This is a genomic window from Antrihabitans auranticaus, from assembly GCF_016481275.1.
Classification (GTDB): domain Bacteria; phylum Actinomycetota; class Actinomycetes; order Mycobacteriales; family Mycobacteriaceae; genus Antrihabitans.
In genome coordinates this window covers 138125-151285 of sequence record NZ_JAEMNW010000002.1, presented here as the reverse complement: position 1 = coordinate 151285, position 13161 = coordinate 138125, and the positions used below count along the sequence as shown (strand labels likewise).

Sequence of the window (13161 nt, the reverse complement as noted above, 5' to 3'; positions counted from 1 at the left end):
GATGCATACGACAGGCATCGATCTCACCGGACCCGCTGCGGGTTCGGATTACTCAGCCCTGGAGGCCGCCACCGCGGGCCTCGAGCCGCCGTTCGCTGTGCTGGACATCGGCGCGGTCCGCGCCAACGCGCGCGACCTGGTCCGTCGTGCGGGTGGTAAGCCTATTCGGTTGGCGAGCAAGTCGATTCGCAGCCGCAATGTGATCCGGGCGGTACTGGATCTGGCAGGCTTCGAAGGAATCCTCGCCTTCACCTTGCCCGAAGCCCTCTGGCTGGCAGCCGAATTCGACGACGTCCTCGTCGGCTACCCGACGGCGGACACCGCGGCGTTGCGCCGACTCGCGGCCGACCCGATGCTCGCCGACCGCGTGACCCTCATGATCGATTCGGCAGAGCACCTCGACTTCATCGCAGATGCAATCGGACCTGACCACAACGAGATTCGGATCTGTCTCGACCTCGATGCCTCGCTGCGACTGCTGGACGGCCGAATCCATTTGGGGGCGCGGCGTTCACCGCTGCACTCGGTCGACGCGACGCGTGAGCTCGCCGCCACAGTCACGAAATGGGCAGGCTTCCGACTCGTCGGGGTGATGAGCTACGAAGGCCAGGTCGCCGGGATGGGCGACAACGCGCCCGGTTCGCCCCTGCGGCGGCTCGGGATTCGAGTCATGCAACAGGCGTCGATCAACGAACTGCGGGAGAGGAGGTCCGCCGTCATCTCGGCAGTGCGCGACATCGCGCGACTGGAGTTCGTCAACGGCGGCGGTACCGGCAGCCTCGAAACTACCTCGGCGGAAACGGCAATCACCGAACTGGCCGCGGGCTCAGGGCTGTACGGTCCAACTTTGTTCGACACCTATCGAGCGTTTCACCCGACTCCTGCCGCCTTTTTCGTTTTGTCTGTAGTGCGAAGGCCGACACCCGACTTCGCGACCGTTCTCGGCGGCGGTTGGGTGGCCTCCGGAGCGGCAGGCGCGGACAGGCTCCCGACCCCGACCTGGCCGGAAGGACTGCGGCTCACCGGAACAGAAGGCGCCGGCGAAGTCCAGACTCCGCTCACCGGCGCGGCCACAGCGAACCTCGCTGTCGGCGATCGGGTGTGGTTCCGGCACACCAAGGCGGGCGAACTGTGTGAGCGTGTCGACGAACTGGTTCTCGTGGACGGCGACCGCATCGTCGGCCGTGCACCCACGTATCGGGGCGAGGGCAAATCGTTCCTCTGAGCTCACCGTGCCTGTGGCAGGTGCCATTTCTGCCACAGCGCGATCAGGCGCAGCCCGGTCGCGAGAACCGTGCCACCGATCAGCGCGACGCTCGCCGCAACGCCGAGTCCGTCACCGACGACAACCACCAGTGCACCGAGCAGGGCAGGCACCGCGTACAGGTCCCGGCTCAACAGCAGCGGAACCTCGTTGACGATCATGTCGCGTAAAACTCCCCCGCCGACCGCCCCGGTCGCGCCGACCAGAACAGCGGCGAGCGCGCCGGCGCCGTGATTCAGCGCGATACTGGCGCCGCCGGTGGTGAACAAGCCCATCCCGAGCGCGTCGAGTAGCACGACGGCGTTCCACAGTCGGCTCACAAAGGCATGGGCCACGAACACGACGAGCGAAACACACAGAGATACAGTGATGTTCGGCCAATCGGCCAACGAGGTCGGCGGGTGAATCCCGAGAAGCAGGTCACGGATGATGCCGCCACCGATACCCGTCGTCGCGCCGACGACGACCACTCCGAATACGTCCAACTGTTTCTGGACGCCCACGAGAGCGCCCGACGCGGCAAAAGCGGCGACGCCGATGAGGTTCAGAATCTGCAGCAGCACCGCCTCAGCGTAAGACTGCGAATTCGCGTGTGGCTGCGTTGATGGGCGTGAGTCTTCCGGAGATATCGCGCGCATCGCCGCGGTAGGTGATGCGATAGGTGCCCGGTTCCTGCCCGGCGGGAATATCCCACGTGATCGTGATCGTCGTAGCAAGCCCGTCCTGTTCGACGAGGAGCTTGGTCGACCAGTCACCGTCGTCTGCTGTTCGCGTCCAACCGCCCGCGGTCTTGCGGTCGACCGTCAGGTATGTGTCACCCCGCCGGAGGTTGTTGTTCGGGTTGGCTCCGACGAAGACGGCGCGCACCTGCGTCCCGGCCGAGACCGCCTGCGCCGGTTCGACCGTCACGTCCCCGAAGCCGAGACCCAGTGGTGCCACGTCGACGAGTGGCTGACCGATCGGGCTGACGGGTGCGTTCGACGTCGCGTCGGGGCCGGCGAAGCCGTCGTCGATCGGCCTGCCGTCTCGCATCGCCGCAGCCATCTCGGTCATGATCTGGATGACGGCAGGCAGTTGCCAGCGGCCGAATATCGTCGATCCGCCTTCGTAGTTCTGCTCGTCGTACTCTTCGGGCGTGGTCAGATAGTGACCGTAGGCGTTGGTGTAGCCCTGCACGATGATCGAGTCCTCCGCCACGCCGAGCACAGCTGACACGCTGCGCCGCAACCGGAGTCCGGACACGATAGTCGGTTCGAACGGCAGCGCGACGATGTGGAGGCCACCGATCCGCACAAGGTAGAACGGGTGGACCTGTTGTACCGCACCGGGTATCAAGCCGACCGGCAGCAGAATGTCTTTCGGCGCGTGTATGGCGCGCAACTCCGGCGTGACTGCGAAGATCTGCTCGTTGACCGCGCGGACGATCGGATTGCCACCCCGTTCGGACTCGTCGAACGGCAGATCGTCACCGCCACCGCCGTCTTCCTGGCTGCCCGCAGCGAAGGCTGCACCCAGCATCGCCGGACCGGTCCGGTGTACCTGACCGTCCCCCGTGAACTCCGCCCGCACGGCGACGTTGCTCATATCGACATAACGCCAGCGCACATCGACGCCGCCACCGATTCCTGTTGCACCAGAGCTGGTCTGGGCGAATGCTGCCTGGAACTGCCGGTCACCGATGATGCGGGTGTTCTCGAACTCGTCGCCCGTCGGACCGTCCCCCGGCTGCAGATCGAGGTTCGGGCTGATATCGCCCGGATTGCTCTGCGCGAACGCCGCGACGAACGCATTGTCGTTGTCGAGGTAGTCGATCCCGGCGGTTTCGCGCTCCCAGCGGTAGGCCGCATAGCCCTTGTTGTCGGTACTGATCAGTTGGTTCGTACTCATCATCGACGTTGCGTGCGTCGCGAACCAGTTGACGATTCCCTCCAGCTTGCCGTCGCGAAAGACCTGCAGCGTCACCGAGTTCGGGTCTATCGCGCCCGGGAAGGTGGCTCTGTCGCTCGCTGGATTGTTCTCGAACGACGGCGCCGATCGCTGCACGCCGGCGTCGCCCAGCAGGCCGCGCGATACACCGACGGTGGCAGGCGCAATATCGTCGTGTGCGTTGCAGATCGACTCGAGTATGCCTGCGACGTTGGCCTCGAAGGTCGCAGGCCGGAAGCCCAGCGCCGTGATGTCGTAGATCAGGTGCGAGTTCCCGCCCGGCCCGACGTGGGTATGCGTCGCGCCGATAAGGACGTTGCCGCGGTGGTACAGGTCGCCGAATCGGCCGTGCAGCCTGCGCAGGACCTCTTCGAAGATGCTTTGGAACATCAGGCCCGTCTCGGCTGTGACGTGCACCAAGCGGGAACCCGTGGCCGGATCGACGAAGACGAACGCCCGCGCCCGTTGCCGTAAGTGCAGTCCGGCCGTCGTTTGGCCGAGCGTTCCGTAGCCGTTCATGCCCGCGCCGAGCAGTTCGCCCGTCATATCGGCGATGCCCCGGCCGACCTGCAACGCGACCGGTCCGCCCGGCGCTGCCCCAGCGGTTCCGGCACGCACGACACCTGCTGCCGCAACAACAGCGGCAGAAACCAGAACGGTGCGGCGAGAGATCGAACGGGCGGTCACCGGCCCAGCACTGCCGCGACCGTGCGAGCCTGATGGTCCGCGCCGAGCTGATTCGGGTGGAAGGGAATCGCGAGTCCTTGCGGCGTACTCGAGATCGGTAGCGTGCCCTCGACCCAGCGCACGCCTGGCGCCTGGCACATATCGTGACCGACACTGCCGCTGTAGGTGTCGACGTACTCGACGCCGGCATTGCTCGCCGCGCGCTCGATCATTTCGTTCAGCTCGATGAGTTTGCGACCGACCCACTCGGAGTCCGAATTCGCAATCATCGATTGCGCCACGCAACCGGTCACCGGAGAGATTCCGGCGAGATAGCCGACGAGAAGGATACGCGCGTGCGGGGATCGCGCCCGAATGCCCTCGATCGCCACCGAAATCTTCGGTTCGGTAGCCGCAATGTTCTGCGACATGCGATCGACGCCGTCGACTACCCATTGATCGACGCAGCTCGGTCCGATACAGCTCTCGACGACCTTCGCAAGCTCCGAATCGTTGCCGCCGATACCGAGCGTGACCAGATCGGTGGTCGGCGTCAGTCGGTCGAACTGCGGCGGGTTGGTCCCGAGCAATTCCGGGACATAGAGCGGCTGTGGCACAGTCAGGTCCGCTGTCGTCGCCGAACCGCACGTCGCGTCGCGAAACGTTGGGACCGCGAGCGCGGCAGCGACCAATTTCGGGTAGTCGCTACGACTCTGCGCGCACCCGAAGGGTGTGTGGGCCGTGTCCACGTTGACGAGCGTCACGTCAGCCGACCACGAATCACCCAGTGCGACATACTCTTCGTACTGTGGCTCCGCTCCGGATGTTGTCGGCATTGCCACTGACATACCGAGGGCTACGGCAGTTGCCGCGATCGTTGCGCACGCTCGTACAAGCACTTTCGGGATCCTCTCGCCGAGATCGATTGATCTCAATCTCGCAGAGTCGCCGCATTCGCAGAAACAGCAGTATCGGGCAGGACTCACATCACATTGTTGTGAATCGCGGTCGACGTTTACGAGCCTTCGACGTGATCCTTCAGTCTCGCAAGTGTTTTCGCGATGTTCTGCGCATTGACAATGGGCCGATCTCGAACGCCCGTGAATGGGACCGTCACCGGTTTGAACCAGTTCGGCCGGCGATCCCAGGTGCTTTCGGTGACTTTGCAACCTGTCGCCGTGGATTCGATGTCGTACTGCCACCGCGACACCGGGATCCCGAACTCCCCCACCTCGAAGGCGAAGCGCCTACCCGGGTCTGCATCCGTGACCTTGCTCAACGTCGGCCACAGGCGCCAGCCACGCCGGTTGATACCCATGAAGCGCGCGCCGACCTGGCCGACCCTGGCACGCCGGTGGACGATTTTCGTCGTCTCCTCTGCCACGGTCACCAGCTGCGCGGGGTCGCTCACCACTGCGTAGACCGCGGCCGCCGGGGCCGCAACTTCGATTGTTCCGGTTGCGCTGGGTTCCGTCATGGCTCCATTCCAGCACTGTGCAGGCGTGCCGCGCAGACGTTTCGGGCCGAGCTATTTGAGGTGGTCGGTCAGTACGCCCTCCGCGCCGAAGAGTTCCGTCTTCCACCGGTCCAGAAGGTCCGCCGCATCGTAATCGTCGGGATGGAATCCCGAGTGGTTGTAAGCACGCAGATGCTCGAGAACGATGCGCGCAAGGAACGGCGAATGCCGCAGTGCGGCAAGGCTGCGCACCAAGCGAACGGGGTTGTACGACGCCCGGTCACCGAGTAGCGACAGCGCCGTAAAACCCACGACAATCGGTACGAACAACACGTTGACCAGGTACATGGTGCCGATGCGCAAACGTTCGCTGCCGCCGGTCTGGCGATAGACATCGAACGCGACCGCTTTGTGCTCGGACTCTTCGAGCGCATGCCATAGCAACATCGACCGAACCTCGGTGTCGCCGAGCAGCTCCTGGGCTTCCGGGCTTGTCAGCAACCGCTCTGCGACCGTTGCCGTGTAGTGCTCGAGTGCGGCCGTGACCGCGAGCTGGAACCGATCGGGGACGAGGCGGTCGGTACGGATCATCAGAAGATGGGTGAACCGGTCGACGAGCCGCGTCGGATATCCCATCTCCCGCAGCCGATCGTTGAGCGCGCGGTGTTCGCGGCCGTGGGTGACCTCCTGCCCGATGAAACCCTTTACCTGGGGCTTCAATTCGGGGTCCGTGACACGGTCCGCGTACCGCTTCACTGCACGGACGAAGAAGTCCTCGCCTTCGGGAAACATCGCGGACAGCACTGCGACCGCATGACTCATAACGAGGTCACCCTGCACGTAATGCCTGCTCAGGCCGCCAGTCGGGTACGAGAACGCGATGCGCCGGGTGCGCACATTTCGGACGGGGACGACGTAATCGGTCATGTAGAACTCCTTTGGCTGTCGGGACGAAGTATGGAACTCAGCAACGAGGACCCTTGTGCGCCCGCAATCGCGAACTTCATCAGTTCACGCACCGCCGCATGCCGCCCCCGCGCATCACCGTCGACGATCGAATGGACGGCAAGCCCGGTGAACAGTGCTTCGATACCGCGAGCGATGTCTTCGATGAACGGGATTTGCGCCAGATCCGGCAGATACTCGGAAATCGTCGTATGAGTCAGCTCGGTCAACTGTTCCGGCACACCGGCCAGCACTCCCCGCAACTCGTCGTCGCTCCGGGCGGCGACAGTCAGTTCGAGCAATGCGAAGTACGCACGATCGTCGTACAGCGACCACAGCACGTCGAGAGCCTCTGGCCCCGTTCGCCGTTGCACCGGCAGGTTGCCGAATCGGGCGTGAAATTCCGCCGCACGTTGCTCCATCAATTGCTCGGCGACAGCGGCGACCAGGTCGGCTTTGGTCGGGAAATGATGCGCGAGCGCACCCCGCGACACCGCCGCGCGCCTGACCACGTCGTTCGTCGACATGCCCGCGTAGCCCGTCTCGCAGAGGCAGTCGACCGCGGCATCGAGCAGCCGGGCCCGCATCGTATCGACGCGTTCCTTCTGAGTTCGCCGCACTGCGAAGGTCACGCTCCGACGCTAACCCTTCACAAACCGACAGGCAAGCCTGCCGGTAAGTTTGCTTCGCCGCCTCATACCTAGATCTGCTAGGGTTCATGCCTAGCAGCTCTAGGTATCGGAGGCCGATGTATATCGAGAAGGATCTGGTCGCCGCCGCGGCAACTCCCTTGGTTCTCGGGATTCTCGCCGACGGTGAATCGTCCTATGGCTACGCAATTCTCAAGCGCGTCAACGAACTTTCCGGCGGGCAGATGCAGTGGACCGACGGCATGCTCTATCCCCTGCTGCATCGACTGGAGCGCTTGGGACACATCGCGTCTACATGGCAGCTGTCGGAGAACGGCAGGCGCCGCAAGCACTACGCACTCACAGCCTCCGGGCGGGCCATGCTCGCGGAACGGCGAATGCAATGGGACGTGGTCGCTGATGCTCTCAACCAGGTGTGGCGCAGTGTTCTGCTGCCACCGGCAACAGCAGAAGGGTGGGCATGATGGAAATCGACGCCGAACTCGAATCCCAGATCACCCAGTGGCGGGGATACGTTCAGCGGCATCAGGCGATATCTGCCGGTGACGTCGACGAGATGGAAGACCACCTGCGCGACCAGGTGTCGGATCTGTCGGACGCCGGGTTGGCTTCCGACGAGGCGTTTCTCATCGCTGTGAAGCGGCTCGGGAACGTCGATGAAATATCCCGCGAGTTCGCCCGCGAGCATTCGGACCGACTCTGGAAGCAACTAGTCCTGCTGCCCGCGCCGACCGGCGACGCTAGAACGCTGCCGAAGCGCGAACTGACCGTTGTCCTGCTGCTCGCGGTATGCGCGGGGCTTGCCCTGAAGGCCGGCCTGCAGCTGCCCGACCGCAGAATAGCGCTCAACGTGAGCCTCTTCGTCCTGCCGTTCCTCGCAGGCTACTTCGCGTGGAAACGGCAGGTTTCGGTCCGAGTGGCAGCGGTGCTGGTTGCGCCGTTCGCGATCACCGCGCTGGTGCTGAACCTCTTTCCTTTCGTCACGAACGGATCGACAGAAGTGGTCGCCGCGATCCACGCGCCGATCGTGCTGTGGTTTGCCGTCGGCCTCGCATACGTGGGTGGCGATTGGCAATCGAATAGGCGCCGAATGGATTTCATCCGGTTCACGGGTGAGTTCGTGGTCTACATGACGCTGCTCGCGCTCGGGGGCGGCGTGCTTATCGGACTCACCATCGGCGCCTTCTCAGCACTCGACCTCGATGTCGAATGGGCGATGGAGGATTGGGTGCTGCCGTTCGGCGTGCCCGGTGCGGTCATCGTCGCGGCGTGGCTCGTCGAAGCGAAACAGAGCGTCGTAGAGAACATCGCGCCGGTGCTGACGCGGGTCTTCACGCCGCTGACCATCGTCTTGCTGCTGGCGCTGCTTGGCGGGTTCGCGACGAAGCCGAGCGTCATCGACATCGACCGCGACCTCCTGATCATGATGGACCTGATTCTCGTCGTCGTCGTGGGGCTGCTGCTCTACGGAATCTCTGCCCGCGACCCGCTCGCACCACCGAACCTCTTCGACCGACTGCAGTTGCTTCTCGTCATGAGTGCGCTCGCCGTCGACGTCGTCATGCTGGCCGCAATGCTCACGCGGATAGCCGAATTCGGCTCAACGGCCAACAAAGTTACCGCGCTCGGGATGAACGCCGTGCTGCTTGTGAACCTGGTGTGGGCGGCCTGGCTCACGTTGCGTTTCGTGCGGCGACAGTCAGGATTCGCACCACTCGAGGAATGGCAGACCCGCTATCTTCCGGTGTACGGGGCGTGGGCCGCGGTCGTCGTGATCGTGCTGCCGCCGCTGTTCGATTTCAACTGAGGCCTTCGACCCCGTCCGCCATCCACCGATCCGCCAGTGCATCGACCCACTCTCCTGCATCGCTTGCCTTCTCCGGTGGCGACTCCACGACGACGAGTTCGGTCACGCCGAGCGCGGCGAGTTCAGCGGCGGACGCCGGGTCTGCCTCTTGCATGGCGACAGCAACTCGGAGCGCGCCGAAGTCACGTTCCGATTCCGCGCAGGCACTGCGCAGGAAGGCAATTCGATCCGCGACCTCGTCGGGGCCGGCGAGGTTGAACCCGTACCAGCCATCTCCCACCGACGCGACCCGGCGCAACGCAGCGTCACTGTTCCCGCCGAACACTATCGGTATGCGCCGGTCTCGCACGGGCTTGGGATTGACCCGGATACTGTCGAAGCTTACGAAGTCACCGTCGAACGACGCGATGTCTTCGCGCCACAGCTCACGCATCGCGGCAACATATTGCAGAGTCCGCGCACCGCGCCGCTGGAATGGAACCCCCAGCGCGTCGAATTCTTCCTTCGACCATCCCACGCCGATGCCGAGCGTCAATCTGCCACCGCTGAGCCGATCGAGAGTCGCCGCCTGCTTCGCCACGAGAACCGGGTTGTGCTCCGGAAGTAACAGCACTCCGGTCGCGAGCTCGATAGTGCTCGTCGCGGCTGCCGCGAAGCTCAATCCAATCAAGGGATCGAGCCAGTCGGCGACGGCGGGCACCGCGATCCGACCGTCGTCCGAATACGGATAGCGCGACTCCGAATGATCTACCATCACAACGTGTTCGCCGGCCCAAAGCGTCGCGAATCCGTTCCGCTCGGCCGCGGCAGCAACGCCGTCGATCACCTCGCGGACGGCGCCGGTGCCGATCCCGAGCGCGTGCAGGCCCACTCGCATCATGCGATCGTCTCACAGCACTGCGGAACAAACGAGAGGAGTTTCGGCCCCGGAATCCGGTGCGAATACTCCTCCGGAGGGTCGGTCGGTATCACCCTGCGGTGTGCAACCGGGCCAACTCCGAACGTGCATATTCCACTCGCTCGGAATCGGCACCACCCGCGCGGGCCAACTCCTCCGCGAGATCCATCGTGGCTCCCAAAATGTGCTTCGGAGGCCCGCCCTTCGTGGCCTTCAGATACTGCTTGCGCTGTTTGCGGCCTCCAGTGATCGCGGAGAGTTCGCGCTCCGTGATCACGCCGCGCGCGACTTCTGGAGCCAGTAGGTCCCGCAGCCAACTCATTTCCTGAACAGCCGCTTTGCGCAGACACCACACCAGCACAGTCGATCCGACAACGGCCAGAATCAGCATCACGAGGTATCCGCCCGCCGGCGTTCCGAACACACTGTTTCCGAGGGCGCCGAAGACATCCCAACTACCGTGCAGGACAAGCGTGAATGCCATCAGCACTAGGCCACGCAGCCGATGGCCGCCACCGTCGCGGCCGATCACCCACATGATCGCTGCGCCCATCAACGCACTGAACAGGACATGCTGGAACAGCCCGGCGCTGCCGCGCCCAACGAAGATCCCTATGGCTGCACTGATCTGGTCTTGGCCGAACCTCGACGCACCCGCATTGTTCGCATACAGGATGTCCTCACTGATCTGCAGTCCAAGGCCCGCGTACGCACCAATGATCAGCCCGTCGTACGCACTGCGCACCAATCTGGGGGCGAGGCCCAGCAACAAAATCAAAGCGCACGCCTTGGCAGTCTCTTCGGAGAACGGCGCCGTGAACCCCGGGCCCCAGTCCCCCGCCCACGCATTACCGAACAGCTTCGAGTACAGCCCGAGAATGGCGCCGTTCGCTTGGAGGCCCATCCAGAAGGTCGCGGGAATTGCGCCCCAGAGGAATGCGAACAAGAGCATCTTCCCGGGGAGCGAGGTGTAGCGATTGTGGTGGTGCAGAAGTATCAGCCACGGGATCGTGTAGATCCCGAAAAGCACGATGCCCGCTCCCAACGCAATTCCGTAGGCGCCCACGGTGGGCACAAAGGTTTGCAACAGCACGACAGTGCCGACGACCATGCCCCACGCAAAGACCCAGAAGGCAGCGTTGCGCGGCTGGACGATTGTGAACGGTGTCCCCCACCCGGACTCTTTCACTGCGTTGCGCCGCGCCTCGTCCAAGGCTGCGAGATCGATCTTCGAGGCACCTACCTCAGCGCTCATGACCGGTCCGCCCAGTTGATCGAACGCAGCATCGCATCGAGTTCGTCCCTTAGGGGCGCCAGTTGCCCTCCGGTCGTGTCGGCTTCGACAGTCAAGCCGATCTCTCCCGCGGTGGAACCTCCTGCGGGGAAGGTGAATACGGCGACAACGGCGTCGGAATCGATGCCTGTGTAGTGCTGCACAAGTCCCTGCCTCCCGTCTGCCGTCGTCAGGGTCTCAGCTGGCCCGCGGACCGTCAGTCCTGAGGTCTTCGGCGTCTTCTCGCGGTTGTTGTCCACCTGGTTCAGCAAAGCCGTGTTGTCACCTGTGAACGGCGCGGTTCGGATGAACACCGACACAGCCCCACTGACGAGCAAGGCGCTCGACCCGCCTGCTGAAACCGGGTTGGTCTTCGGTTCCCCGATACGGGTGCCGCCCTCCAGCTGCCAGCCTCGGGGCGGTGCGACCGTCAGCCCATTGCCCAGATCGATGACCTCTCCGGCCTGAATCTCGTTGTCCCACGCAACAGCGTTGTTCACCAGCGGCAGTACCCCGCCGAGCAAGATTCCGATTGCCGCCACGATCAGTGCCGGCCGCAGACTTCGTTTGTCCAGACCGAGCCAGCGCTGTTCGACAGGAACCCAGCCGCTGTCCGGGAGCGGACGTTCATGGGCCGTCGCGACCATATCGAGCCTCCTATCGGCGACTTGTGCAGTTGCCAACTTAGACGCGCCAAGCTCGCTGCGCCGCCGAACGAACTCGGTGCAGCGAGCCTTCGCGAACCGCAGACCTAGCTGACCAACACCTCGTCGCCCCTGCGATCGGGCTCGACCGACTCGGGAACCGGGACGCGACTGCTCCGCGCCGGCAGGGCAAGTGCCGCAAGGCCGCCGACGAGCGCTGCGCCCGCGGCGATGAGGAACCCCAGCCGAATCCCCTCGTTGGTGTAGAAGGCGTTGCCCTGCAACACAGTTGCGATATGCGAATTGAGGACGGTGAATACGATCACCGGCAGAATCGCGGCAAGTCCGCTCTGGAACACGGAGACCATGCTCGACGTCGTCGCCTGCAATTTGGCAGGCACAGCGGCGATCACGAGGTTCGGGACGGCGGCATACGTCATTCCGAGGCCGAGACCCTCGATCAGCGCGAACGCGATCAAGGCACCCTTGGTGTCGTGCGAGTATGCGGTGAGCACGGCGCCGAGCACCAGGAACAGCTGGCCCGCGGCCATGAAGAGGCGTGGATGGATTCGCGGGACGCAGAATCCGACGATCAGGCCACCGACTACCGCGGCCGCACCGATCGGCGCCTGGAACTGCGCGAAGCCCTTTGCGGTGACACCGAAGCCGTAGTCCAGCCCCAGCAGTTCCGGTGTCATGCACATCATCGGCAGAAGGACCGTGAACACCGCGGTGCTCGCGTACGACAAGCCTCCGGTGACAGCAGTGAGGATGATCGGCCGCTGCCTGAAGAACGTGATGTCGACGAGCGGTTCACGGACAAGGCGAGCCGCAACCAGCCACGCCACCAGAAGCGCGGCACCTGCGAAGATGAACCCGAGCGTACTGCCCGCCCGCCATCCCCACGTCGGACCGAAACTCACGCCGACCAGGACGCCCGCGATTCCGGAGCCCAGCAGGACGGAGCCGAGTAGATCGATCCGGGAGTGCAGCCGAACTGTCGTTTCGTCCGTCGTCAGTGCAATCGCAAAGCCAAGCACCACAAGGCAAATCACGAACATCCAGAAGATGGATCGGAAACCCCACGTATCGAGCAGCCAGCCCGTGAGCCACGGCGACGGGATTGCGATGAGGCCCATACCGCTCGTCGCGATGGAGACCGCGAGGGCGACTTTGCGCGGCGGGTATACGTCACGAATGAGCGAATACGACAGGAACAAGCACGCGACCAGCAGTCCCTGCAGGGCTCGGCCGACGAGCAACCAGCCATAACTGGGTGCGATCGCCGCGACGAACGATCCGATTGCGGAAACTCCGATCGCTACCAGCAGCAGTTTGCGCTTGCCGTGCGTGTCGGCCAGCTTCCCGAGCAGTGGCGCAGTGACCGCACCCACCAACAGGAAAGACGTCAGCAGCCAGGCACCCTGGGTGGTTCGGTAGTGCTCCGAGATCGCAGGCACGCTGACCGAGATCATCTGGTAGCTCACCGCAAGAAGTTCGAGCACGAGCACAATCGAGATCAGCGAGCACACCAAACGCGGTGTCCACCGCCCCGCAACGGCGGCTGGACGACTGGTGTCGTCGTCCTGCAATCGGGTAACCATCATCGGGTCCTTTCGGGTGAGTGAGTAG

The 13161-nt window shown here is 64.0% G+C and carries 13 protein-coding genes; 3 read left to right on the top strand and 10 right to left on the bottom strand.

All coding sequences use genetic code 11. The features are described from left to right. The first annotated feature begins 1 nt into the window (after position 1). On the top strand, positions 2-1225 hold the full coding sequence (locus JGU72_RS08655; RefSeq protein ID WP_199683415.1) for an amino acid deaminase/aldolase: 1224 nt from the start codon (positions 2-4) through the stop codon (positions 1223-1225). A gap of 2 nt (positions 1226-1227) precedes the next feature. Here the strand turns inward: JGU72_RS08655 and JGU72_RS08650 are convergent, their stop codons facing one another. The 6 genes from JGU72_RS08650 to JGU72_RS08625 form a co-directional block, all read right to left on the bottom strand. Next, positions 1228-1827 (bottom strand): trimeric intracellular cation channel family protein, encoded by a 600-nt coding sequence (locus tag JGU72_RS08650; RefSeq protein WP_199683414.1) that lies wholly within the window; start codon positions 1825-1827, stop codon positions 1228-1230. A gap of 4 nt (positions 1828-1831) precedes the next feature. Then, complete coding sequence (locus JGU72_RS08645; protein WP_199683413.1) at positions 1832-3877, bottom strand: neutral/alkaline non-lysosomal ceramidase N-terminal domain-containing protein; 2046 nt, start codon at positions 3875-3877, stop codon at positions 1832-1834. Beyond that, positions 3874-4755 (bottom strand): SGNH/GDSL hydrolase family protein, encoded by an 882-nt coding sequence (locus JGU72_RS08640; RefSeq protein WP_199683412.1) that lies wholly within the window; start codon positions 4753-4755, stop codon positions 3874-3876. The genes JGU72_RS08645 and JGU72_RS08640 overlap by 4 nt, the downstream gene beginning before the upstream one ends. Positions 4756-4871: 116 nt before the next feature. Continuing rightward, entirely contained in the window at positions 4872-5333 is a 462-nt protein-coding gene (locus JGU72_RS08635) for an SRPBCC family protein (protein WP_199683411.1), read from the bottom strand. A gap of 51 nt (positions 5334-5384) precedes the next feature. Next, positions 5385-6239 (bottom strand): metal-dependent hydrolase, encoded by an 855-nt coding sequence (locus JGU72_RS08630; protein ID WP_199683410.1) that lies wholly within the window; start codon positions 6237-6239, stop codon positions 5385-5387. Then, entirely contained in the window at positions 6236-6889 is a 654-nt protein-coding gene (locus JGU72_RS08625) for a TetR/AcrR family transcriptional regulator (RefSeq protein WP_199683409.1), read from the bottom strand. The genes JGU72_RS08630 and JGU72_RS08625 overlap by 4 nt, the downstream gene beginning before the upstream one ends. 116 nt (positions 6890-7005) lie before the next feature. On the opposite strand from JGU72_RS08625, the gene JGU72_RS08620 reads away from it, so the two are divergent. Then, a complete protein-coding gene (locus JGU72_RS08620; protein WP_199683408.1) occupies positions 7006-7371 on the top strand; it encodes a PadR family transcriptional regulator in 366 nt (121 codons plus the stop codon). Beyond that, positions 7371-8714 carry a permease prefix domain 1-containing protein gene (locus tag JGU72_RS08615; RefSeq protein WP_199684515.1) on the top strand — a complete coding sequence of 448 codons (1344 nt, stop codon included), beginning with the start codon at positions 7371-7373 and terminating at the stop codon, positions 8712-8714. The genes JGU72_RS08620 and JGU72_RS08615 overlap by 1 nt, the downstream gene beginning before the upstream one ends. Here JGU72_RS08615 and JGU72_RS08610 read toward each other — a convergent pair. The 4 genes from JGU72_RS08610 to JGU72_RS08595 all read right to left on the bottom strand — a co-directional run bounded on the left by JGU72_RS08610 (position 8707) and on the right by JGU72_RS08595 (position 13133). Then, the gene (locus JGU72_RS08610; RefSeq protein WP_199683407.1) at positions 8707-9591 is read right to left on the bottom strand and encodes an LLM class F420-dependent oxidoreductase; all 885 of its coding nucleotides are present in this window, start codon (positions 9589-9591) and stop codon (positions 8707-8709) included. The genes JGU72_RS08615 and JGU72_RS08610 overlap by 8 nt on opposite strands. Positions 9592-9682: 91 nt before the next feature. Continuing rightward, entirely contained in the window at positions 9683-10867 is a 1185-nt protein-coding gene (locus JGU72_RS08605; RefSeq protein WP_199683406.1) for a PrsW family intramembrane metalloprotease, read from the bottom strand. Next, positions 10864-11532 carry a hypothetical protein gene (locus tag JGU72_RS08600; RefSeq protein ID WP_199683405.1) on the bottom strand — a complete coding sequence of 223 codons (669 nt, stop codon included), beginning with the start codon at positions 11530-11532 and terminating at the stop codon, positions 10864-10866. The genes JGU72_RS08605 and JGU72_RS08600 overlap by 4 nt, the downstream gene beginning before the upstream one ends. Positions 11533-11636: 104 nt before the next feature. Continuing rightward, positions 11637-13133, bottom strand: coding sequence for an MFS transporter (locus JGU72_RS08595; protein ID WP_199683404.1), 1497 nt, complete (start codon positions 13131-13133; stop codon positions 11637-11639). Positions 13134-13161 lie beyond the last annotated feature (28 nt).

Excerpts from the sequence above, each read along its gene's own strand:
- JGU72_RS08620 (WP_199683408.1), top strand. The coding sequence starts at position 7,006 with ATGTATATCGAGAAGGATCTGGTCGCCGCCGCGGCAACTCCCTTGGTT.
- JGU72_RS08600 (WP_199683405.1), bottom strand. The coding sequence starts at position 11,532 with ATGGTCGCGACGGCCCATGAACGTCCGCTCCCGGACAGCGGCTGGGTT.
- JGU72_RS08630 (WP_199683410.1), bottom strand. The coding sequence starts at position 6,239 with ATGACCGATTACGTCGTCCCCGTCCGAAATGTGCGCACCCGGCGCATC.
- JGU72_RS08635 (WP_199683411.1), bottom strand. The coding sequence starts at position 5,333 with ATGACGGAACCCAGCGCAACCGGAACAATCGAAGTTGCGGCCCCGGCG.
- JGU72_RS08610 (WP_199683407.1), bottom strand. The coding sequence starts at position 9,591 with ATGCGAGTGGGCCTGCACGCGCTCGGGATCGGCACCGGCGCCGTCCGC.
- JGU72_RS08595 (WP_199683404.1), bottom strand. The coding sequence starts at position 13,133 with ATGGTTACCCGATTGCAGGACGACGACACCAGTCGTCCAGCCGCCGTT.
- JGU72_RS08655 (WP_199683415.1), top strand. The coding sequence starts at position 2 with ATGCATACGACAGGCATCGATCTCACCGGACCCGCTGCGGGTTCGGAT.
- JGU72_RS08615 (WP_199684515.1), top strand. The coding sequence starts at position 7,371 with ATGGAAATCGACGCCGAACTCGAATCCCAGATCACCCAGTGGCGGGGA.
- JGU72_RS08605 (WP_199683406.1), bottom strand. The coding sequence starts at position 10,867 with ATGAGCGCTGAGGTAGGTGCCTCGAAGATCGATCTCGCAGCCTTGGAC.